Annotated in this window: 18 protein-coding genes and 1 tRNA gene; 10 read left to right on the top strand and 9 right to left on the bottom strand. The window is 71.9% G+C overall.

Annotation, left to right across the window (positions count from 1 at the left end):
* Position 1: 1 nt before the first annotated feature.
* Entirely contained in the window at positions 2–1,150 is a 1,149-nt protein-coding gene (locus AOM02_RS07055) for an ABC transporter ATP-binding protein (protein WP_062298194.1), read from the bottom strand.
* Entirely contained in the window at positions 1,137–2,321 is a 1,185-nt protein-coding gene (locus AOM02_RS07050; protein WP_228373796.1) for a polyamine ABC transporter substrate-binding protein, read from the bottom strand. The genes AOM02_RS07055 and AOM02_RS07050 overlap by 14 nt, the downstream gene beginning before the upstream one ends.
* Positions 2,322–2,531: 210 nt before the next feature.
* On the opposite strand from AOM02_RS07050, the gene AOM02_RS07045 reads away from it, so the two are divergent.
* The 5 genes from AOM02_RS07045 (at position 2,532) to AOM02_RS07030 (ending at position 7,154) form a co-directional block, all read left to right on the top strand.
* Positions 2,532–3,986, top strand: coding sequence for an NAD(P)/FAD-dependent oxidoreductase (locus AOM02_RS07045; protein ID WP_082104943.1), 1,455 nt, complete (start codon positions 2,532–2,534; stop codon positions 3,984–3,986).
* 173 nt (positions 3,987–4,159) lie between these two features.
* Entirely contained in the window at positions 4,160–5,614 is a 1,455-nt protein-coding gene (locus tag AOM02_RS07040; RefSeq protein WP_062298667.1) for a sugar porter family MFS transporter, read from the top strand.
* A gap of 125 nt (positions 5,615–5,739) precedes the next feature.
* Positions 5,740–6,099 (top strand): hypothetical protein, encoded by a 360-nt coding sequence (locus AOM02_RS07035; RefSeq protein WP_156156135.1) that lies wholly within the window; start codon positions 5,740–5,742, stop codon positions 6,097–6,099.
* Complete coding sequence (locus AOM02_RS14280; protein ID WP_156156134.1) at positions 6,096–6,242, top strand: hypothetical protein; 147 nt, start codon at positions 6,096–6,098, stop codon at positions 6,240–6,242. Before AOM02_RS07035 ends, AOM02_RS14280 begins: the two co-directional genes overlap by 4 nt.
* 30 nt (positions 6,243–6,272) lie before the next feature.
* Entirely contained in the window at positions 6,273–7,154 is an 882-nt protein-coding gene (locus AOM02_RS07030) for a hyaluronate lyase N-terminal domain-containing protein (RefSeq protein WP_062298187.1), read from the top strand.
* 59 nt (positions 7,155–7,213) lie between these two features.
* Here AOM02_RS07030 and AOM02_RS07025 read toward each other — a convergent pair.
* A tRNA-Tyr gene (locus AOM02_RS07025) sits at positions 7,214–7,295 on the bottom strand.
* Between the two features lie 122 nt (positions 7,296–7,417).
* Between AOM02_RS07025 and AOM02_RS07020 the strand changes: the two genes are divergently transcribed.
* Complete coding sequence (locus AOM02_RS07020; protein WP_062298185.1) at positions 7,418–7,909, top strand: YajQ family cyclic di-GMP-binding protein; 492 nt, start codon at positions 7,418–7,420, stop codon at positions 7,907–7,909.
* On the opposite strand, the gene AOM02_RS07015 is transcribed toward AOM02_RS07020, so the two are convergent.
* Entirely contained in the window at positions 7,906–8,265 is a 360-nt protein-coding gene (locus AOM02_RS07015) for a DUF4440 domain-containing protein (RefSeq protein ID WP_062298182.1), read from the bottom strand. The two genes, AOM02_RS07020 and AOM02_RS07015, sit on opposite strands and share 4 nt — an antisense overlap.
* 108 nt (positions 8,266–8,373) lie before the next feature.
* Between AOM02_RS07015 and AOM02_RS07010 the strand changes: the two genes are divergently transcribed.
* Positions 8,374–9,018 carry a dihydrofolate reductase family protein gene (locus AOM02_RS07010; protein ID WP_062298179.1) on the top strand — a complete coding sequence of 215 codons (645 nt, stop codon included), beginning with the start codon at positions 8,374–8,376 and terminating at the stop codon, positions 9,016–9,018.
* 7 nt (positions 9,019–9,025) lie between these two features.
* On the opposite strand, the gene AOM02_RS07005 is transcribed toward AOM02_RS07010, so the two are convergent.
* From AOM02_RS07005 to AOM02_RS06985, 5 genes are all read right to left on the bottom strand, one after another.
* Positions 9,026–9,580 carry an isochorismatase family protein gene (locus AOM02_RS07005; RefSeq protein ID WP_062298177.1) on the bottom strand — a complete coding sequence of 185 codons (555 nt, stop codon included), beginning with the start codon at positions 9,578–9,580 and terminating at the stop codon, positions 9,026–9,028.
* 50 nt (positions 9,581–9,630) lie between these two features.
* On the bottom strand, positions 9,631–10,509 hold the full coding sequence (gene htpX / locus AOM02_RS07000; RefSeq protein ID WP_062298175.1) for a zinc metalloprotease HtpX: 879 nt from the start codon (positions 10,507–10,509) through the stop codon (positions 9,631–9,633).
* A gap of 230 nt (positions 10,510–10,739) precedes the next feature.
* Positions 10,740–12,134: an FAD-dependent oxidoreductase gene (locus AOM02_RS06995; RefSeq protein WP_062298172.1), complete on the bottom strand. Its 1,395-nt coding sequence runs from the start codon at positions 12,132–12,134 to the stop codon at positions 10,740–10,742.
* Between the two features lie 202 nt (positions 12,135–12,336).
* Positions 12,337–12,984, bottom strand: coding sequence for a DUF4125 family protein (locus AOM02_RS06990; RefSeq protein WP_176564454.1), 648 nt, complete (start codon positions 12,982–12,984; stop codon positions 12,337–12,339).
* Complete coding sequence (locus tag AOM02_RS06985) at positions 12,966–14,876, bottom strand: DUF4037 domain-containing protein (protein ID WP_062298167.1); 1,911 nt, start codon at positions 14,874–14,876, stop codon at positions 12,966–12,968. Before AOM02_RS06985 ends, AOM02_RS06990 begins: the two co-directional genes overlap by 19 nt.
* A gap of 391 nt (positions 14,877–15,267) precedes the next feature.
* Between AOM02_RS06985 and AOM02_RS06980 the strand changes: the two genes are divergently transcribed.
* The 3 genes from AOM02_RS06980 to AOM02_RS06970 all read left to right on the top strand — a co-directional run.
* Positions 15,268–17,055: a nitrite/sulfite reductase gene (locus AOM02_RS06980; protein WP_304524065.1), complete on the top strand. Its 1,788-nt coding sequence runs from the start codon at positions 15,268–15,270 to the stop codon at positions 17,053–17,055.
* The gene (locus tag AOM02_RS06975) at positions 17,052–17,780 is read left to right on the top strand and encodes a phosphoadenylyl-sulfate reductase (protein WP_082104942.1); all 729 of its coding nucleotides are present in this window, start codon (positions 17,052–17,054) and stop codon (positions 17,778–17,780) included. The genes AOM02_RS06980 and AOM02_RS06975 overlap by 4 nt, the downstream gene beginning before the upstream one ends.
* A 211-nt stretch (positions 17,781–17,991) precedes the next feature.
* Positions 17,992–19,908, top strand: a 1,917-nt coding sequence (locus AOM02_RS06970) for a glycosyltransferase family 2 protein (protein ID WP_156156133.1), incomplete at its 3' end; no start/stop codon positions are given.

The following is a 19,908-nucleotide window of genomic DNA, read 5'->3' as shown; positions in this document are numbered from 1 at the left end:
GTCAGTCCTCCTCGAGGCCCGCCTCGACGTCCTGCGACGAGTCGAGCAGGAACGCGAACTCGGGACGCCAGGACACGTCGACCTTGGTGCCGACGGGGATGAGCCCGCCGCGCCGGCCGGTGTTCTGCTCGAAGCAGGTGATCTCCTGGCCCCACGGCATGCGCAGCGTGTAGTCGGTCGAGACGCCGATGTAGCTGGCGTCGACCACGACGGCGCCCGACAGGGCGGCGCCCGGCGCGTCGATCGCCTGGCCCTCGGGCTGGATGAGGACCTTCTCGGGGCGGATGCCCACCCAGCCCTGGTCGGAGTCCGTGTGGACCTTGCTGGCCTTGATCGTCGCGATCGTGCCGTGCATGTCGACCTTGACCACCGCATCGGCCCCGGTGCCCTCGCGCCCGAGGACCTTCGCCTTGATGAGGTTCGAGCGGCCGAGGAAGTTGGCCACGAACGTGGTCTGGGGGTTCGTGTACAGGTCGTACGGCGCCCCCATCTGCTCGATGCGGCCCTTGTTCATGACGGCGACCGTGTCGGCCATCGTCATGGCCTCCTCCTGGTCGTGCGTGACGTGCACGAAGGTGAGGCCCACCTCCTCCTGGATGCGCTTGAGCTCGATCTGCATCGCGCGACGCAGCTTGAGGTCCAGCGCGCCGAGCGGCTCGTCGAGCAGCAGGACGTCCGGGCGGTTGATGATCGCGCGGGCCAGGGCCACGCGCTGCTGCTGTCCTCCGGACAGCTGCGCGGGCTTCTTCGCGGCCTGCTCGGTCAGCTCGGTGAGCGCCAGGATCTCCTTGACCTCCTTCGCGGGGTCCTTCGCGCCGCGGCGCGTGGGGCCGAACGCGACGTTCTCCGCGATGGTGAGGTGCGGGAAGAGGGCGTAGTTCTGGAACACCGTGTTGACAGGCCGCTTGTACGGCCGCGCGTAGGTGATGTCCTGGTCGCCGATGTGGATGGTGCCCTTGGTGGCCTCCTCGAGACCGGCGACCATGCGCAGCGTCGTGGTCTTGCCGCAGCCCGAGGGGCCGAGCAGCGCGAAGAACGAGCCCTGGGGGATCACCAGGTCGAGCGACTCGACCGCGACGAACCCGTTGGGGTACCGCTTGTGGAGACCGGTGAGCTTGAGGTCCCCACGGGCCTGGTCAGCCAGAGACATTCGCGAAGTCCTTCTCGTACTGAGAGGCCTTCGCCTCGTCCAGCGCCATGAAGCCGTGCGTCTGGGCGAGGTACTCGGCGGTCGGGAAGATGAGGGGGTTGTCGACGAGCGACGGGTCGATCTTCTCCATCTCGGCCTGCGCGCCCTCGACGGGGCAGACGTACCAGACGTAGGCCGCGAGCTTGGCGGCGACGTCGGGACGGTAGTAGTAGTCGATGAGCTTCTCGGCGTTGGCCTTGTGGGTGCCCTGGACCGGGACGATCATGTTGTCCGACCAGATCATCATGCCCTCCTCCGGGGGCAGGAAGACCAGGTTCTCGTCCTCGGCGGCGGCGACGTCGCCCGACCACGCGACGCAGGCCGCGATGTTGCCGTTGGCGAGGTCGTTGATGTACTCGTTGCCGGTGAACGCACGGATCTGACCGTCCGCGCGCGCCTTCGAGATCTTGTCGAGCGCGTTGCCCCACTCGTCGTCGCTGAAGTTGGCCGGGTCGGCACCGTCCGCGAGCAGCATCAGGCCCATGGTGTCGCGCATCTCGGTGAGCATCGTCACCTTGCCGCGCAGGTCGGTGCGCGTGAGGAGGTCGTTCATGTTGGTGACCTCGCCGACGAGCGACTTGTTGTAGGCGATGCCGGTGAAGCCCGACTGCCACGGCGCGGAGTAGTCGCGGTTCGGGTCCCAGCCCACGCCCTGCAGCGACGAGATGAGGTTCTTGTCGAGGTTGGGGACGTTCGCCTTGTCGAGCTGCTGGATCCAGCCCGCGTCGATCATGCGCGCGGCCATCCAGTCGGTGAGGACGAACATGTCGCGGCCGGTCGGCTGGCAGGCGCCGAGCTGGTTGCGGACCTTCGCGAAGAACTCGACGTTGTCGTTGACGTCGGGCGTGTACGTGACGTCGATGCCCGACTCCTCCTGGAAGGCCGTCAGCGTCGACACGTAGTCGCCGTCGTCCTCGTCGATGTACTCGGGCCAGTTCGACATGTTGAGCACGGACTCGGTGTCCGACAGATCCGTCGTGACACAGCCCGCCGCGGCGTCGTCGCCACCGCCCCCGCGTCCCATCAGGTAGACCGCACCGAGACCGGCGACACCGGCGGCGCCCCCGATCATCAGTCCGCGGCGCGAGACGCCCTTCTTCTTGCCATCCTCCGGCGGCGTGACCTCGGACACGTCGACCTCCTTCGCTCCGGGCATGAACCCGTTCGGACTTCATCGAGTGGGGAGATAGTGGCATGCCCCCTGGGGCTCAACAAGAGGTGAACAACGCGTTGACACGGGTTATCGGCCGATTTGGCCGGAGAATTTACGCGCGCGAAACGACTTGTCCGGGCGCGGAGGTTGCAGGCATGTTTCAGACATGAGAATCGCCACACTGAGGCCATGAACACGCACGACGATGCGGCACGTTCCGCGCGGCCCGGCCGCCGCCCCGCGCCGGACGATCCGTCCGACCGCGCCCGCGCCTATGCCTCGGTCTCGCTCTGGCTGGCCACGTCGGGCGACGACCTCGTCGCGGCGGACCCCCTCGCGGGCGACCGCGAGGTGGACGTCGCGATCGTCGGCGCCGGCTTCACCGGGCTGTGGACCGCGTACTACCTCGCCGAGGCGCGGCCCGACCTGCGCATCGCGATCGTCGAGCGGGAGATCGCCGGATTCGGCGCGTCGGGGCGCAACGGCGGGTGGGCGTCCGCGCTGTTCCCGAGCTCGCTCGCCACCCTCGCCCGCGACGCCGACCGCGACGGGGCGCTGCGGCAGCACGCCGCGATGCGCGCCTCCGTCGACGAGGTGATCCGCGCGGCGGCGGACGCCGGCATCGATGCGCGTCTGGCCAAGGGCGGCACCGTGACGCTCGCGCGCACGTCAACGCAGCTCGAGCGCGCGCGCCTCGAGGTCCGGGAGGCACGCGCCTGGGGCCGCGGCGAGGACGACCTCGTGCTGCTCGACGCCGAGGCCGCACGCGCGCACATCGACGCCGCGGGCGTCCTCGGCGGCACCTACACGCCGGACTGCGCGGCGGTCCACCCGGGCCGCCTGGTGCGGGGCCTGGTGCGGGCCGTCCGCGAGCGCGGCGTGCGGGTCCACGAGCTCACGCCCGCGACGCGCATCGTGCCGCACCGCGTCGAGACGCCGCGCGGCGCCCTGACCGCCGCGCACGTCATCCGCGCGACCGAGGGCTACACCCCCGGGCTGCCGGGGCACGGCCGCGACGTGGTGCCCGTGCACTCGCTCATCATCGCCACCGCTCCGCTGCCGGCAGGCATGTGGGACGAGATCGGCCTCGCGCGCCGCGAGACGTTCACCGACGGCCGCCACCTCATCATCTACGGGCAGCGCACCGCCGACGACCGCATCGTCTTCGGCGGGCGCGGCGCCCCGTACCGCCTCGGATCGTCGACCCGGCTCGACCCGCGCGCGGCCGCCCGCGTGCACGCGAAGCTGCATCGCACGCTCGTCGACCTGCTCCCCGTCCTGCGGGACGTCGAGATCACCCACGCGTGGGGAGGCGCGCTCGGGATCGCGCGCGACTGGCACGCCTCGGTGGGCCTGGACCCGGACACCGGGATGGGCTGGGCGGGCGGCTACGTCGGGGACGGCGTCACCACGACGAACCTCGCGGGGCGCACTCTGCGCGACCTCGTCCTCGGCGAGGACACGGGCCTCACGACGCTGCCCTGGGTCGGCCACCGGTCGCCGCGATGGGAGCCCGAGCCGGTCCGCTGGCTCGGCGTCAACGCCGGGCTGCGCGCGATGTCCGCCGCGGACGCCGAGGAGCGCGCGACCGGGCGCGACAGCCTCGCCGCGCGGGCGATGGCGCCGTTCATGGGCGGGCACTGACCGCACGCCTCCCGTGGCATCGTCACCATCGCCGACACGCGCCCCTGAGCGGGGGCTTCGGCGGGCGATCCGCCCCGGTTGGCGATAGTTTCGGCGTTATGGGTCGCGCCGCCGAGGCGCGGCGATGGAGAGGTCGGGACCGCGTCGTCGGGGTCCCGTGATTGGAGCCCGCCGTGACACAGCAGCCTTCCCCGACGGCGGCACCCCGCCTCCATGGACGGGTCGTCGCGATCAGCATCGGCGCCGCGCTCGGCGGCTTCCTGTTCGGCTTCGACTCGTCGGTGATCAACGGCGCGGTCGACTCCATCCAGGGCGAGTTCGACCTCGGCGACACGTTCACCGGCTTCGCGGTCGCGTCCGCGCTGCTCGGCTGCGCCGTCGGCGCGTGGTTCGCGGGCGGCCTCGCGAACCGGTACGGCCGCATCCGCGTCATGGTGATCTCGGCGATCATGTTCTTCCTGTCGGCCCTCGGCTCGGGCTTCGCGTTCGGGGTGTGGGACCTCATCGGCTGGCGCATCCTCGGCGGCCTCGCGATCGGCGCCGCCTCCGTGATCGCGCCCGCCTACATCGCCGAGGTCGCGCCCGCGACCTTCCGTGGACGGCTCGGCTCGCTCCAGCAGATGGCGATCGTGCTCGGCATCTTCGCCGCGCTGCTGAGCGACGAGATGCTCGCGTCGAGCGCGGGCGGCGCCTCCGAGGACCTGTGGGCAGGCCTCGAGGCGTGGCGCTGGATGTTCCTCGCGGCCGCGATCCCGGCGATCATCTACGGCGTCGCGGCGCTACGGCTGCCCGAGTCGCCCCGGTACCTCGTCGCGAAGCACCGCGACGACGAGGCGGCGCGGATCCTCGCCGACTACACCGGCGAGACCGACCCGCAGCACAAGATCTCCCAGATCCGCTTCTCGCTCGGCAGCGACGAGAAGCGCTCGATGCGCGACCTCCGGGGCCACGCGTGGGGCCTGCACCCGATCGTGTGGACCGGCATCCTGCTGTCGATGTTCCAGCAGCTCGTGGGCATCAACGTGATCTTCTACTACTCGACCACGCTGTGGCAGTCGGTCGGCTTCGACGAGTCCGACGCCTTCACCACGTCGACCATCACGTCGCTCACGAACATCGTCGCGACGATCATCGCGATCTCGCTGGTCGACCGCATCGGCCGTCGCCTCCTCCTGCTCATCGGCTCCGCGGGCATGTTCGTCTCGCTCGCGACCATGGCGATCGCGTTCGCGAACGCGACCACGAACGCCGCCGGGGACACCGCGCTCGAGGGCGGCTGGGCCACGGCCGCGCTCATCGCCGCCAACGCGTTCGTCGTCTTCTTCGCGGCCTCGTGGGGCCCGGTCGTGTGGGTGCTGCTCGGCGAGATGTTCCCCAACCACATGCGCGCCACGGCCCTCGCGGTCGCCGCCGCCGCCCAGTGGGCCGCGAACTTCCTCATCACCGTGTCCTTCCCGGGCCTCGCGGACCTGTCCCTCGTGCTCGCCTACGGCTTCTACGCCGCGATGGCGCTGCTGTCCTTCTTCTTCGTGATGGCGCGCGTGCCCGAGACCCGCGGCGTCGAGCTCGAGGACATGCGGGACGATGCGGACGCCCACACCGTGGAGAACGCCGCCGCAGGCGTCTGAACCGGCCCTCGACAGCCCTGAGGGCCGCCCCGGCGGCCCTCGCGATGTGAAGGTGCACATCCGCGCGCGGATTCGGCCCATCCGCCCCTAGCGCGCATGCCGATATGCGCGGTATGTTCCGTTTCATGCGGAGAACCTGGGGGGTTGTCGCGCTCGGTGCGGCAATGGCCGTCGGCCTCGTCGGCGGCGGCGCGCTCGCCGCGAGCGCGGGCACGACGACCACGTCCGTGTACGCATGCGTCGACGTGGTCAACAACAAGATCGTCACACCCAAGGCCTCCGGCCGCTGCCCCACGGGGACCAAGCGCAAGAGCCTCAACCAGCGCGGCCCGCGCGGCTACCGCGGTTACGCCGGCACCGACGGCCTGTCCGCCTACGAGGTGGCCGTCGAGCAGGGCTTCGACGGCACCGTCGACGACTGGCTCGACAGCCTGCAGGGCACCGGGGGCGCGACGGCCTCGGTCATCGATGGAGGGACGCCATGATCGCCCGTCGGCTCGTGCTCACGGCCCTGCTCGTCGGCGGAGGCGCGGCCGTCACGGCCGCCCCCGCCGCCGCATCGTCCACGCCCGCGCCCGCGGCGCCGGACGATGCGCCGGGCGACGAGATCGACGGCGGCTGCCCCTGACCGGGGCCGGACGATGCGCGGGGACGGCACATGACGACGATCAAGCTGAGGCGCGGCACCTGGTCGCAGTGGCAGACGGCCAACCCGGTGCTCGCGGCGGGCGAGCCCGGGTACGAGACGGACACCGGCCGTTACCGCATCGGCGACGGCAGCACGACCTTCGTGCTGCTGCCGGCCTTCGTCAACGACGAGGCCCTGACCGAGTCGTACGTGTCGCGCCGGGGCGCCGCCGACATCCTGCGCGCCGCGCTGTCCACCTGGGAGTCCGCTCCCGTGGCGCTCGTCTTCGCCGGCTCGTCGACCACGGCGAACTCGGCGGCCACCGGCTGGGTCGCGCGCTTCGTCACGCGGCTGCGCGCGCAGTACTCGACGTCGGGCGGCGAGACGGCGATCCAGGCCTCCACGTCCGCCTCGTTCACGCAGCGCACCGCCGCCGGCGTGCACGCCTACAACTGCGGGATCACCAACACCCAGGCCAACACCTACCTGACCAACGCGATGTGCACCGCGATCGCGGACCTCGGGCCCGCGGTGATGTTCCACATGGTCGGGTCCAACGACTTCGCCGCGCAGAAGTCGCCGACGACCTATCAGAGCGAGCTCACGACGCGGCTGGCCTACCTCGACGCGCGGCTCCCGGCGCCGTTCGTGCACGTCCTCGTGCACGCATACCAGCGCCTCGACGTGTCCTCGCCCACGGCGTACGGCTGGTCGAGCTACGGGGACGCGCTGCGGCGGGTCGCCAACCTCAAGCCCGCGTCGCGGCTCTTCCTCGACATCTCGAGCGCGTACGCGGCCACCGGGGTGCCGGGGGCGGATCCGCTCAACCTGGTGTCGTCCGACGACATCCATCAGACCAACGCGGGCAACGCGCTCATGGCGACGCTGATCTACCGCGAGCTGGAGGTCTGAGCGGCACCGCCCGGGAACGCGGAAGCGCCCCTCCCGGAGGAGGGGCGCTTCGCCTTGGGTGGCAGGTGAGGGATTCGAACCCCCGAAGTCGATGACGGCTGATTTACAGTCAGCTCCCTTTGGCCGCTCGGGCAACCTGCCGATGCGCCGCAAGCGGCGCGCATGGAAGGATAGCAAGGATCGAGCCCCCGACGCGAATCGCGCCCGGGACAGGCTCCCGAGACGTGGCGGCGCCGCTCCGACGGCGCCCGGAAGGAGATGAGATGGCAGGCGACAGCAGCTTCGACGTGGTGTCCAAGGTGGACCGCCAGGAGGTCGACAACGCCCTCAACCAGGCGGCCAAGGAGATCGCGCAGCGCTACGACTTCAAGGGGGTCGGCGCCTCGATCGAGTTCTCGGGCGAGGACATCCTCATGAAGGCGAACAGCCCGGAGCGCGTCAAGGCGGTGCTCGACGTGTTCATCGGCAAGCTCGCCAAGCGCCAGATCGAGATGAAGGCCCTCGAGTGGGGCGAGCCGGTGCCGTCCGGCAAGGAGTACCGCCTCGCGGCGAAGGTCAAGGAGGGCATCGCTCAGGACGTCGCGAAGAAGCTCACCAAGCTGGTCCGCGACGAGGGCCCCAAGTCCGTCAAGGCCCTGATCCAGGGCGACGAGCTGCGGGTGACCTCGAAGTCGCGCGACGACCTGCAGGCGACCATCGCCCTGCTCAAGGGCGCGGACGTCGACGCCGCGCTGCAGTTCGTCAACTTCCGCTAGGACGGGTGCGAGGCGGCGGTCTGCTGGTGCACCAGCAGCCGCCACTCGCGGTCCAGCCGCACATAGGTGCTCGACACGTGGGTGACGTGCTGCATGTCCCAGCGGATCGCCCGCGCACGGTAGACCACGACTGCGACGTCCTCGGACGGCGCGAGGACGCGCATGTCCTCCAGCGTGTGGACGTCCCACGGCTGGGTCGTCGCCATCGAGTCGATGGACTCGTCCCGCTCCAGCAGACCCACGTCGGGCAGCAGCATGACCGCGTCGGACGCGAGGACGCGCCCGAAGAACGCGCGCGGATCGCCGCCGGAGAGCTCCTCCCACGCCTGACGTTCGAGCCTCTCGACCTCGTGCATCGTCGCACCGCCTTCCGCCGCGGTGACGCCGGTCGCCGCCGCACCCCTCCAGCCTGCCCCGTCGCGGCCCGGTCCGCGCGGCGAGCGTGCCGGTGGCACACTGCAGGCATGTCCCTGGTCCGGGTGCACAACCTCGCCGTGTCGCTCGACGGCTTCGCGACGGGCGAAGGTCAGAGCCTCGACGCGCCGTTCGGCCACGCCGGCATGAGGCTCATGGAGTGGTTCAAGGCGACCGCGACGTTCCATGCCAACATCGGCGAGCCCGACGCGCCCGCCACGCCCGACGACGCCTTCGCCGCGCGCTGGGGCGAGGGCATCGGCGCGGAGATCATGGGGGCCGGCAAGTTCGGCCCGCCCGGCTGGCAGGACGATGCGGGGTGGCGAGGGTGGTGGGGCGAGGAGCCACCCTTCCATACCCCGGTCATCGTGCTCACGCACCGGCCGCGCGCCCCGTTGGCGATGGGCGACACGACGTTCCACTTCATGGACGCGCCGCCGGCGGAGGCGCTGGCCACGGCGCGCGAGCTCGCGGGCGGCCTCGATGTGCGCCTGGGCGGCGGCCCGACGACGGTGCGGGAGTTCCTCGCGGAGGACCTGGTCGACCTGCTTCACGTCGTGGTGGTGCCCGTGATCCTCGGGCGCGGCGCCAGCCTGTGGACCGGGCTCGAGGGCCTCGAGGAGCGCTTCGACGTCGCCTCCGCGACCACGCCGAGCGGCGTCACGCACCTCACGTTCACGCGCCACGCCCGCTGAGCCGGCCTCACCCGCCCGCCAGCACCACCTGGTCCGCCGCGACGACCTCGGCGACCCGGCCGGGCCCCGTCTGATAGCGCCAGTAGAGGTTGGTGTGGGCGATGACCTGTGCGGGCGGCGGCGCCCCGTACGAGGTGAGATCCGCGGTCGTATGGGCGTCCTCGACGAGCGTGACGTCGTACCCGCGCACGAACGCGCCGTGGAGGGTGGAGCGCACGCACGCATCGGTCTGCGCGCCGCACACGACGAGACGCCCGGCCGCGAGACCGGCGAGCACATCCTCGAGCTCCGTGCCCTCGAACGCGTCGCCGTGCTCCTTCGCCACGACCGCCTCGTCCTCGCCCGGCACGAGCGCGTCGACCAGCCGCCAACCGTCGCTCCCCTGCGCGCCGTCGAGGGTGTCCTGCACCCAGACCACCGGGACGCCGGCCGTGCGCGCGCGGGCCACCAGCCCGGCGATCCGCGCGATCACGCCGTCGCGGTCCACGGCCTGCGCGACCACGTCGCGCTGCATGTCGATCACCACGACCGCGGTGCCGGTGCGTCCCTCGAGCGTCGTCATGGGACCACGGTACGGCCGGGCGCCGACATCGGAGCCGGTGAGGGAGCGCGTTACCGCAGGTAGCCCCGGTTGCGTGCCATATCCTCGAGACGCGCGATGCGCTGGTCCATGGGCGGGTGCGTGGCGAACAGGTTCGCGAGACCCTCGCCGCGGAACGGGTTCGCGATCATCATGTGCGACACGTTCTCCAGCTGGGGCGTGTCCTTGAGCGGGCGCGCGCGCGTGCCCTGCTCGAGCTTGCGCAGCGCCGAGGCGAGGGCGAGCGGGTCCCCGGTGAGGGACGCCCCGTCCTCGTCGGCGTCGTACTCGCGGGTGCGCGAGATCGCGAGCCGGATGAGCGAGGCGGCGAGCGGCGCGAGGATGAGCATCGCGAGCAGGCCGATCGCGCCGAGCGGGTTCTCGCGGTTCGACTGGCCGCCGCCGAAGAAGAAGAGCATCTGCGCGACCGCGGTGATCATGCCCGCGAACGCCGCGGCGACCGAGCCGATGAGGATGTCGCGGTTGTAGACGTGCATGAGCTCGTGGCCGAGCACGCCGCGCAGCTCGCGCTCGTCGAGCAGCTCGAGGATGCCCTCGGTGCAGCAGACGGCGGAGTTCTGCGGGTTGCGGCCGGTCGCGAAGGCGTTCGGCGCGGCGGTGGGCGACACGTACAGCTGCGGCATCGGCTGGTTCGCCTCGCGGCTGAGGTCGCGCACGATGCGGTACATGGCGGGCTGCTCGACCTCGGTGACGGGCCGGGCGTGCATCGCGCGGATCGCCAGCGACGCGGAGTTCCAGTAGCCGAACGCGGTGCCGGCGACCGACAGGAGCGCGAAGAGCCAGAGGTACTGGCCGCCGCCGATGAACGTGCCCAGCGTGAGCATCACCGCCCACAGCAGCACGAACAGACCGGTGGTCTTGAGCCCGTTGAAGTACTTCCTGCCGCCCACGTGTCCTCCGTTTTCCCTCGGACGGAGAACGCGCGTCAGCCCGTGCCGGTTCCCCACGGGAGGAATGGTGCCAGAACTCGGCGGCACGGGGTGCCACCGCGCGGGCGGGAGGCCCCCGCGGACTCCCGATGGCGGAGGTGCCTCCTGAGACGGAACGGGGCCGATGCGACGGTCACGTCCGTCGCATCGGCCCCATGTCCCACTTCTCTCAGCGGGAGTCGCGTCGCGCGTCAGGGAGAGACGTTGTCCGCGATGCGGCTGAGCGCGATCTCGGTCATGCGCTCGCGCGGCACCACCTTGATGCGCTCGCGGCCGTGCGGCTCGCCGATAGCGCGCTCGTGCGCGTCGAGGATCTCCCAGTCCGCCCACTGCACGACCGGCACGCCGCGCGACTTGAGCAGGCGCAGCACGTTGTCGGGGCTGAGGCCCGCGGGCGTCGCCTTGGTCTCGGCGTAGAGGGCGGGGGCGTCCTCGACGAGGTTCGCGATCGTCTCGGAGGCGTCGGACTTGGTGTGGCCGATGAGGCCGACCGGCCCGCGCTTGATCCAGCCCGTCGCGTAGTAGCCCGGCAGGTGCTCGCCGGACTCGTCCACCACGCGGCCGCCCTCGTTGCGGATGGTGCCCTTGACGCCGTTGAACGGGATGCCCTCGATCTCGGTGCCCCAGTAGCCCACCGCGCGGTACACGGCCTGGACCGGGTAGTCGATGAACTCGCCCGTGCCCTTGACCGTGCCGTCGCCCTGCAGCGCGGTGCGCTCGACGCGCACGCCCACGACCTTGCCGTCCTCGCCGAGCACCTCGTGGGGGCTCTGGAGGAAGTGGAGGTGGATGCGTCGCGAGGCGGTGCCGGGCTCCTTGAGCGCGTAGTCGGTCAGGGTCTTGACCACCTGCTTCTGCTGCTTGTTGGTCTCGGCGAACTCCAGCGAGGCCTCGTCGAACTCGTAGTCCGTCTCCGGGTACACGACGATGTCGACGTCCGGCACATGGCCCAGCTCGCGCAGCTCGAGCGGCGAGAACTTCACCTGCGCGGGGCCGCGGCGGCCGAAGACGTGCACGTCGGTCACGGGCGAGGCCGAGAGGCCCTCGACCACGTTCGCGGGGATCTCGGTCGGCATGAGGTCCTTGACGTGCTTCGCGAGGATGCGTGCCACGTCGAGGGCGACGTTGCCGACGCCGAAGACGGCGACCTCCCTGGCGTCGAGCGGCCACGTCCGCGGCACGTCCGGGTGGCCGTCGTACCAGGACACGAAGTCGGCCGCGCCGAACGAGCCCTCCAGGTCGATACCAGGGATGTCGAGGTCGGCATCCTTGAAGGAGCCCGTCGCGAAGATGACGGCGTCGTAGTGCTCGCGGAGCTCCTCGAGGGAGATGTCCTCGCCCACGTTGACGTTGGCGAGCAGGCGGATGTCGCCGCGGCCGATCACGTTCGCGAGGGCGACGATGATCTGCTTGATGCGCGGGTGGTCGGGAGCGACGCCGTAGCGGACCAGGCCGAACGGCGCGGGCAGCCGCTCGATGATGTCGATCGACACGTTGAGGTCGGTCTTGGACAGGATGTCGGCGGCGTACGTGCCGGCGGGGCCGGCGCCGATGATGGCGACACGGAGCGGGCGCTCGGTGGTCACGGCGGTCTCCTCAGAGTTGCTGGGCGGGGATTCCGGGGAGGGGTGCGCTGCTCGCCACGCCCGCTCCGGGCGAACGCCACCAGAGTATAGACACGGCGACCGGGCCTCTCGTCAACCCCCGCGGGCGCACACCCCTGGGGGCATCACGGCTGGTAGATGCCCTCCAGGGTATAGGACGGACGGGGCCGCGACGGCGCCGCGATCAGCCGCGCTGCGCCTCCTCGGCGGCCTCGAGATCCGCGAATCCGGCGTAGCCGGCGGTGCGCGCGACGGCGCGTTCGGTGAGGTTCCCGCCGGCGGCGGCGACGCCGTCGACCAGCTCGGCGTAGAGCCGGAGGGTGCGCGTCGAGTAGGTCCCGAGCTCGCCGCGCAGGTACGTCTCGAGCGACGTCGCGTCCGCCGTGTCCTCGGAGGTCGTGAGCACCCGCATGCCCGCGCCCAGGCGCGGGTACCGCGTGCGGAAGTCGCGCGCCCACGCCACCTGGGTGGCGACAATGCGCTCCTGCAGGGCGACGCGCGTCGACGACAGCGGCGGCAGGTGCGGCGCGATGTCGCGCGCGTAGCGCTCGGGGGCGGTCGAGCGCATCATCCGCGCGTACTTCTCGGTCAGCAGGTTCCGGCCGGTCGCGTCGGCGACGTCGAGGTCGTCGGCGTAGCTGTCGAGCAGCCGGGGCGTCCACTCGAGGAACTGGCTGAGGCGCATCGCGCGGAACGTCGGCCAGTCGTCCTGGCAGTCGGCGCGGCCGTCCTCGCCGCGCACGTGCTGGAACTGGGCGAACTCGTGGCGCACCACCGCCTCGGCCTTGGCGAGCCGTGCCGCCTCGTCCCCGCTCACAGCGCCCTCAGCCACGGGTCGCGGATGCGGGACTGCACCTCGCCGCGGTGGTGCTCGAGGAAGGTCGCGTCCGAGCGCGACAGCCCCTGCGCGCGGAGCTCGGCGACGAAGCGCGCGGACATCCGCTCGATGGCGGCCTCGAGCCGCTCGCGCGCGGGACCCGCGCCGGCGCCGCCCTCGCCGAAGCCGGCGCCGCCGAGGCACGCGGCGGAGGCCAGGCGGAGGATCTCGGACAGGTCGCGATGCACCTCGGGCAGGCGCGAGGCCGGGCGCGCGGCGAGGCGGCGCAGCGCCGCGAAGCGCCACTTGTAGTACGGCAGGTACCCCGCCGCGTTGGGCCCGTTGAGCAGGAGCACGAGCGAGGCGGCGGCGCGCTCGAGCTCGCCCACCGCGAGCCATGCGGCCTCTCCGTCCCCACGGTCGAGCATCCGGGGCACGTTGTACTGGCCCGCCTGCGCGACCATCCCGACGCGCTGCGCGATCCGCGCGAGACGCACGTCCTCGGGCATCCGGCGGAAGCCGTTGCGGACGGCGCTGAACGCGCCGAGCGGGTCCGAGAGCACCACGCCGTTGGTGGCGGCCGCGAGCGTCGCCTCGTCGAGCATCATCCACTCGTGGGGGCTGGTCGCGGCCGGCGCCTCGGGCCGCCCCGCGACGGAGGTGAAGAACTCCCCGATCTCGAACACGCCGACGCGCCGCCCTGCCCCCTGGGCCCTCGCGGTCGCGACCCGCGGTCCGATGCCGTGGAGCACGGCGGGCAGCGCGTCGTAGTCCGCCTGCAGCGCGGCGCCGATCTCGGCGTGGTCCGCGGCGGTGAGCCACAGGCACAGGCCCGGGCCGAAGTCGTGGTCGCGGGAGAGGGCGTCGTCGAAGCCGTAGCACTCGGACCCGTGGCCGACGAGGCCGGCCGCGATGCGTCCGCGGTGCGCGGGGTAACGCTCGGCCAGCATCGGCCGCACGTGGTCCTCCCACAGCTCGCGGGCGAGGTCCATGCCCGTGAGGCCGGCGGGCACCGCCTCCGGCGGGGACGATGCGGCGGCGGGCGCAGCGTCCGCCGGCCCGCTCCCCGCGGGCCCCGTCGCGGCCAGGGCGCGGCGCGCGGCCGCGAGGTTGTCGGCGGTGATCGCGTGGGCGTCGGAGCCCTCGCCGTACGCGCGCGCCACGATCGCGAGCGCCTCGGCGTAGAGGTCGACGGCCTCGGCGGGGCGGCCCGCGAGCAGGCAGGCCTGCGCGTGGCTCGCGAGCATCGCGGCCGCATGAGGGTCCTCGCGGTGGCCGCCGGCGCGCACGATGGCCAGCGCGGCGCCGGTGTGGGCCCGTGCCTCGTCCTCGAGGCCGAGCGCCAGGCACTCGAGCGCGAGGTTGGAGCGTGTGGCGGCGATGTCGAGGTCCGTGCCGGGGTCCACCGACGCGGACTCGAGGATCGCGAGCGCCGCGGCCAGCTCGTCGCGCGCCCCCGCATGGTCGCCGCTCTCCCCCAGCGCGAGCGCGAGGTTGTTGCGCAGCGCTGCGAGCCGGCGGTCACCCGCAGGGTAGGCCCGCGCGGCGGCCGCGCGCGCGTCGCCGTAGAGCGCGAGCGCCTCCTCCTGCCGCCCGGCGGCACGATGCGCGGTCGCCGCGTTGACGAGGGTGGTCGCGTGGGCCTCGGTGCCCGCGAGCCCGAGCCGTTCGACGAGGGCGAGCGCCTCCGCCGCCTCGCGGAGCGCGTCGTCGTGCCGGCTCACGGCGCGATGGTGGCCCATCGCCTCGTTGAGGATCTGGAGCCGGGCCGCGGGGTCGTCGCCCGCCGTCGCGAGCGCGTCGCCCAGGTACCCCTCGATCGCGTCGGGGCCATAGCCGCCGGCGTGGAGCGCGTCGAGCCCGCGCAGGAAGGCGGCGGGGTCGAAGGCGGCCGCGGCTGAGTCCATCGTCGCTGGTCCTCGGGTTCCGGGAGACGTCAGAAGGGGTGCGACGCACACGGCGCCACCCTCGCGATGGTAGGTCGCGGCGGCACGCGCGGACCGGGCCGAAGGCCCCGCCCCTGCACACCCCCGGGGGCATATTGCCTGGTAGGCGCCCTCCCTGATAGCACACGGTTCGGACCCGGAGGGGTTCCCAAGGTCCCGGATGATGTGTCATCATCTCGGCCATGGCGATCTCGGCGAACCAGCGTGCACTCCAGTGCCGCGTTTGCTGTGCCATGTGTCTGTCGGCCTGAGACGCCCACGGATCGACCTCTCCATCCATCCAGGGCGCTCGGCCTGACGAGCGCAACCTCGTCACGCCGCAGCTCCCGCCCCGACACCCACAGGAGCAGCAGTGAGCACCACGACAGACCACACCGGTGCCGTCCCCCCTGCCCCGCAGGGCGCCACGGAGGCCGACGAGCGTCGCCGCCAGCGCGAGGAGGCCCGCCTCATCCGCACCCGCGAGGCGGCGGCCCGCAAGAACACCGCCTCGAAGGACGGCCAGTGGGCCGCGGGCGACCGCACCCCGCTCAACCCGAACGAGGAGTTCAAGGCGACCGCGGACCCGCTCGAGGTCCGCCACCGCATCGAGACCATGTACTCGAAGTGGGGCTTCTGGTCGATCCCGCCGACCGACCTGCGCGGCCGCTTCCGCTGGTGGGGGCTGTACACGCAGCGCCGGCCCGGGATCGACGGCGGCCGGACCGCGGTGCTCGAGCCGCACCAGCTGGACGACGAGTACTTCATGCTCCGGGTCCGCTCCGACGGCGGCCAGCTGTCGGTCGCCCAGGCCCGCGCGATCGCGGGGATCTCGCAGGAGTTCGGTCGGGACACCGCCGACGTGTCGGACCGCCAGAACATCCAGCTCCACTGGATCCGCATCGAGGACGTCCCCGAGATCTTCCGCCGCGTCGAGGAGGTGGGCCTGTTCACCACCGAGGCCTGCGGCGACAGCCCCCGCGTCATCCTCGGCTCGCCCGTCGCGGGCGTCGCCAAGGACGAGCTGCTCGACCCGACCCCGCAGATCCAGGCGATCATCGACCGCGGCATCGGCAACCCCGAGTTCTCGAACCTGCCGCGCAAGTTCAAGTCCGCGATCTCCGGCACCCGCATCCCGGACATCGTGCACGAGGTGCAGGACATCGCGTTCGTCGCGGTCGAGCACCCCGAGCTGGGGCTCGGCTACGACCTGTGGGTCGGCGGCGGCCTCAGCATCAACCCGCACCTGGGCCAGCGCCTCGGCGCCTTCGTCGAGCCCGCGAAGGTGCCGGACGTGTGGGCCGGCGTCATCGGGATCTTCCGCGACCACGGCTACCGTCGCCTCCGCACCCGGGCCCGCCTCAAGTTCCTCGTGAAGGCGTGGGGCGCGGAGAAGTTCCGCCAGGTGCTCGAGGACGACTACCTCGGCTGGAAGCTGCCCGACGGCCCGGGCCCCGAGGTCGCGAAGCCGGGCGACCGCGGCGACCACGTCGGCATCCACGAGCAGAAGGACGGCCGCTTCTACATCGGCGCCGCCCCCGTCGCGGGCCGCATCTCGGGCGTCAAGCTCGCCGCGATCGCCGACATCGCCGAGGCCGCGGGCTCCGACCGGATCCGGCTCACGCCGCTGCAGAAGATCCTCATCCTCGACGTGCCCAAGGACAAGGTCAACGACGTGGTCAACGGGCTGCGGGCTCTCGAGCTCGAGGCGCAGCCCGGCGAGTTCGCGCGCAACGTCATGGCCTGCACCGGGATCGAGTACTGCAAGCTCGCGATCGTCGAGACGAAGGCCACGGCCCGCGAGGTGGTGAAGACGCTCGACGCGGCCTTCCCCACGCTCGACTCCCCCATCACCGTCCACGTCAACGGCTGCCCCAACTCGTGCGCGCGCATCCAGGTCGCGGACATCGGCTTCAAGGGTCAGCTGGTCCTCGACGAGGAGTCGGGCGAGCAGGTGCCCGGCTTCCAGGTGCACCTCGGCGGCCGCCTCGGCCGTGGCGAGGACAACGACTTCGGTCGCAAGATCCGCGCGCACAAGGTCACGCAGCACGGCATGCCGGAGTACGTCGAGCGCGTGACCCGGAACTACCTCGCGACGCGCGAGGCCGGCGAGCAGTTCGCCGACTGGGCCTTCCGGGTGGATGAGGAGCTGATCCGATGAACCTGTCGGGAGCGGCGTCGCTGACGCTGCTCAACCCCGCCGAGTGGAACGCGGAGACGTGCGCCGACGTCAACGCGCGACTGCTCTCCGCCTCCGCCGAGCACGTCGCGGACTGGGCGGTCGCGACCTTCGGGCACGACCTCGCCGTCGCCGCCTCGATGCAGGACACGATCCTGCCCCACCTGTTCGGGACGCGCCTCGAGGGCGTCGACGTCCTGTTCCTCGAGACCGGCTACCACTTCCAGGAGACGCTCGCGACGCGGGACGCGGCCGCCGCATCGTTCCCCATCACGATCGTCGACGTGACCCCCGAGCGCACGGTCGCGGAGCAGGACGCCGAGCACGGCAAGGATCTCTTCGCGCGCGACCCGGGCCTGTGCTGCCAGCTGCGCAAGGTCGACCCGCTGCGCCGGGCGCTCGAGGGGTACACGGCGTGGGTCACGGGCGCGCGCCGCGTCGACGCGATCACCCGGTCCGAGCTGCCCGTCGTGTCGTGGGACGCGAAGCACGGGCTCGTCAAGATCAACCCGCTCGCGCTCTGGGACGATGCGGCGGTCGAGTCCTACGAGGACCGCAACGGCCTCCCCCGCAACCCGCTGGTCGCCCAGGGGTACCCCAGCATCGGCTGCTGGCCGTGCACGCGGCAGGTCGCCCCGGGCGAGGACCGCCGCGCCGGACGGTGGTCGGGGCAGGACAAGACGGAGTGCGGCATCCACGTCGCGTGACGCCCTGATCGTGCGCCGCGATCGGCGCGAACGATCGCAACTTCCGGAATCACTTGACCGATTCGTCCGTTTCGTGACTACAGTGGCTTCGCCAGCGAGACCATGAACGACCCGCAGGGTGCCCCGTCCCGGGTGCGCCATCGCCACAGTCGCCGATCCGAGCCCCCCGCCCGCCCGCGCGACCACTCGCGTGCGACCAGAGGAGCCGATCATGCGATCGCCCGACGCCGCCCCCACGCCCGCACCCGCGCCGATCGCCGCGCGCCACTCGGGGCCCTCCCCCGTGATGACGCTGCTGGTGATCCTCGCGACCATCGGGATCCTCGGATACTCGTTCTTCCTCCTCAACCCCGCCAACCGCGGCGACGTGATCCCGTGGCTGCTGGTGATCTCCGCCGAGTCGGTGCTGGTCTTCCACGCGCTGCTGTCGATGTGGACGATCCTCGCGGGGACCGTCGACCCGCGGGACTTCGCCTTCCATCAGGCGCGTGACTCCCTGCTCGGGCGCTCGACCACCGGCGACCCGACCGACTGGCCGATGCAGCTCGCGGGCAGGCGCATCACGGTCGACGTGTTCGTCACGGTGTACGGGGAACCGATCGACATCGTGCGCCGCACGGTCGCGGGTGCGCTCGCGATCGAGGGCCGCCACCGCACCTGGGTGCTCGACGACGGCCACAGCGACGAGGTGCGTGACCTCGCCGCCGAGCTGGGCGCCCGCTACGTGCGCCGGCTCACCAACGCCGGCGCGAAGGCGGGCAACATCAACCACGCGCTGACGCTCGCCAAGGGCGAGTTCTTCGCGGTCTTCGACGCGGACTTCGTGCCCGACCGGCGATTCCTCCTCGAGACGGTGCCGTTCTTCGCCGACGAGAAGGTCGCGTTCGTGCAGACGCCGCAGACCTACGGCAACCTCCACACGACGATCGCCAAGGGCGCGGGCTACATGCAGACCGTGTTCTACCGCTTCGTCCAGCCCGGCAGGAACCGCTTCAACGCGGCGTTCTGCGTGGGGACCAACGTGGTCTTCCGGCGCGCCGCGACCGACGACGTCGGCGGGATCTACACCGACTCGAAGTCCGAGGACGTGTGGACGTCCCTGCTGCTGCACGAGCGGGGCTGGCGCACCGTGTTCATCCCGGAGGTGCTCGCGATCGGCGACGCCCCCGACACGGTCGAGGCCTACGCGAAGCAGCAGCTGCGCTGGGCGACCGGCGGCTTCGAGATCATGCTCACCCACAACCCGCTGAGCCCGCGCCGCAACCTCACCGCGGACCAGCGCATCCAGTACTTCGTGACGGCGACGTTCTACCTCACGGGCATCACCCCGCTGCTGCTCCTGCTGGTGCCGCCGCTCGAGATCTATCTCGACCTGCGCCCCATGGCGCTGTCGATCTCCGTGACGACCTGGCTGGTGTTCTACGCGGGCTTCTACGTCATGCAGATCGGCCTCGCCTGGTTCACGCTGGGCACCTTCCGCTGGCAGACGCTCACGCTCGCGACCGTGTCGTTCCCCATCTACCTCAAGGCGCTCGTCAACGCCTTCACCAACCGTGACGTCGGTTGGGTCTCGACCGGCAGCACCAAGGCACGCTCGCCGTTCAACTTCATCGTCCCGCAGGTGCTGTTCTTCGTGTTCCTGTTCCTCACGTCGATCGTCGCGGGATGGCGCGACTGGAACAACGGCGTCTTCACGCTCGCGACCGCGTGGAACGTCACGAACACCGTCATCCTCGGCGCGTTCCTCCTCGCCGCGCGGCGCGAGGCGCGCGCGCTGCGCCGCGGACGGAGCGTGACGCCGGACCGCATCGTCCTTCCCGAGGCGCCGCCGGAGCCCGCGGTCGTCGTGGCACGGCCGGCCGAGGTGGCCGCCGCGATCGCGGCGCGCGCCCTGGAGCCGCTGCCGTCCTTCGCGCCCGTCCTCGCGTCGGTGCCGGCCGTCGCGCCGGAGCCGGCCCGCCCGGCGCGCCCCGTCCCCGTCCCGGCGGCCGCCCGAGCCGCCGAGCCGGTGCGCGTCGAGGCGCCGGCCGCGGCTCCGCGCTTCGCCCCGGTCACCGTGCCCGAGCCCGAGCGCGCATCCGTGCCCGCCGAGCCGCGCGTGCCGGTCGGCGTCGGCGCGGCCGCCGCC

It is taken from the genome of Demequina maris (genome assembly GCF_000971155.1).
In the GTDB taxonomy this organism is placed as follows: Bacteria; Actinomycetota; Actinomycetes; order Actinomycetales; family Demequinaceae; genus Demequina; species Demequina maris.
Note: the sequence above shows the minus strand (reverse complement) of the source record. Positions and strands in the feature narration are given on the sequence as shown.

What these genes read in the sequence shown, in the direction of transcription:
- AOM02_RS07055 (WP_062298194.1), bottom strand. Translation starts at nt 1,150, where the DNA reads ATGTCTCTGGCTGACCAGGCCCGTGGGGACCTCAAGCTCACCGGTCTC.
- AOM02_RS07045 (WP_082104943.1), top strand. Translation starts at nt 2,532, where the DNA reads ATGAACACGCACGACGATGCGGCACGTTCCGCGCGGCCCGGCCGCCGC.
- AOM02_RS07035 (WP_156156135.1), top strand. Translation starts at nt 5,740, where the DNA reads ATGCGGAGAACCTGGGGGGTTGTCGCGCTCGGTGCGGCAATGGCCGTC.
- AOM02_RS14280 (WP_156156134.1), top strand. Translation starts at nt 6,096, where the DNA reads ATGATCGCCCGTCGGCTCGTGCTCACGGCCCTGCTCGTCGGCGGAGGC.
- AOM02_RS07030 (WP_062298187.1), top strand. Translation starts at nt 6,273, where the DNA reads ATGACGACGATCAAGCTGAGGCGCGGCACCTGGTCGCAGTGGCAGACG.
- AOM02_RS07020 (WP_062298185.1), top strand. Translation starts at nt 7,418, where the DNA reads ATGGCAGGCGACAGCAGCTTCGACGTGGTGTCCAAGGTGGACCGCCAG.
- AOM02_RS07015 (WP_062298182.1), bottom strand. Translation starts at nt 8,265, where the DNA reads ATGCACGAGGTCGAGAGGCTCGAACGTCAGGCGTGGGAGGAGCTCTCC.
- AOM02_RS07010 (WP_062298179.1), top strand. Translation starts at nt 8,374, where the DNA reads ATGTCCCTGGTCCGGGTGCACAACCTCGCCGTGTCGCTCGACGGCTTC.
- AOM02_RS07005 (WP_062298177.1), bottom strand. Translation starts at nt 9,580, where the DNA reads ATGACGACGCTCGAGGGACGCACCGGCACCGCGGTCGTGGTGATCGAC.
- AOM02_RS06985 (WP_062298167.1), bottom strand. Translation starts at nt 14,876, where the DNA reads ATGGACTCAGCCGCGGCCGCCTTCGACCCCGCCGCCTTCCTGCGCGGG.
- AOM02_RS06975 (WP_082104942.1), top strand. Translation starts at nt 17,052, where the DNA reads ATGAACCTGTCGGGAGCGGCGTCGCTGACGCTGCTCAACCCCGCCGAG.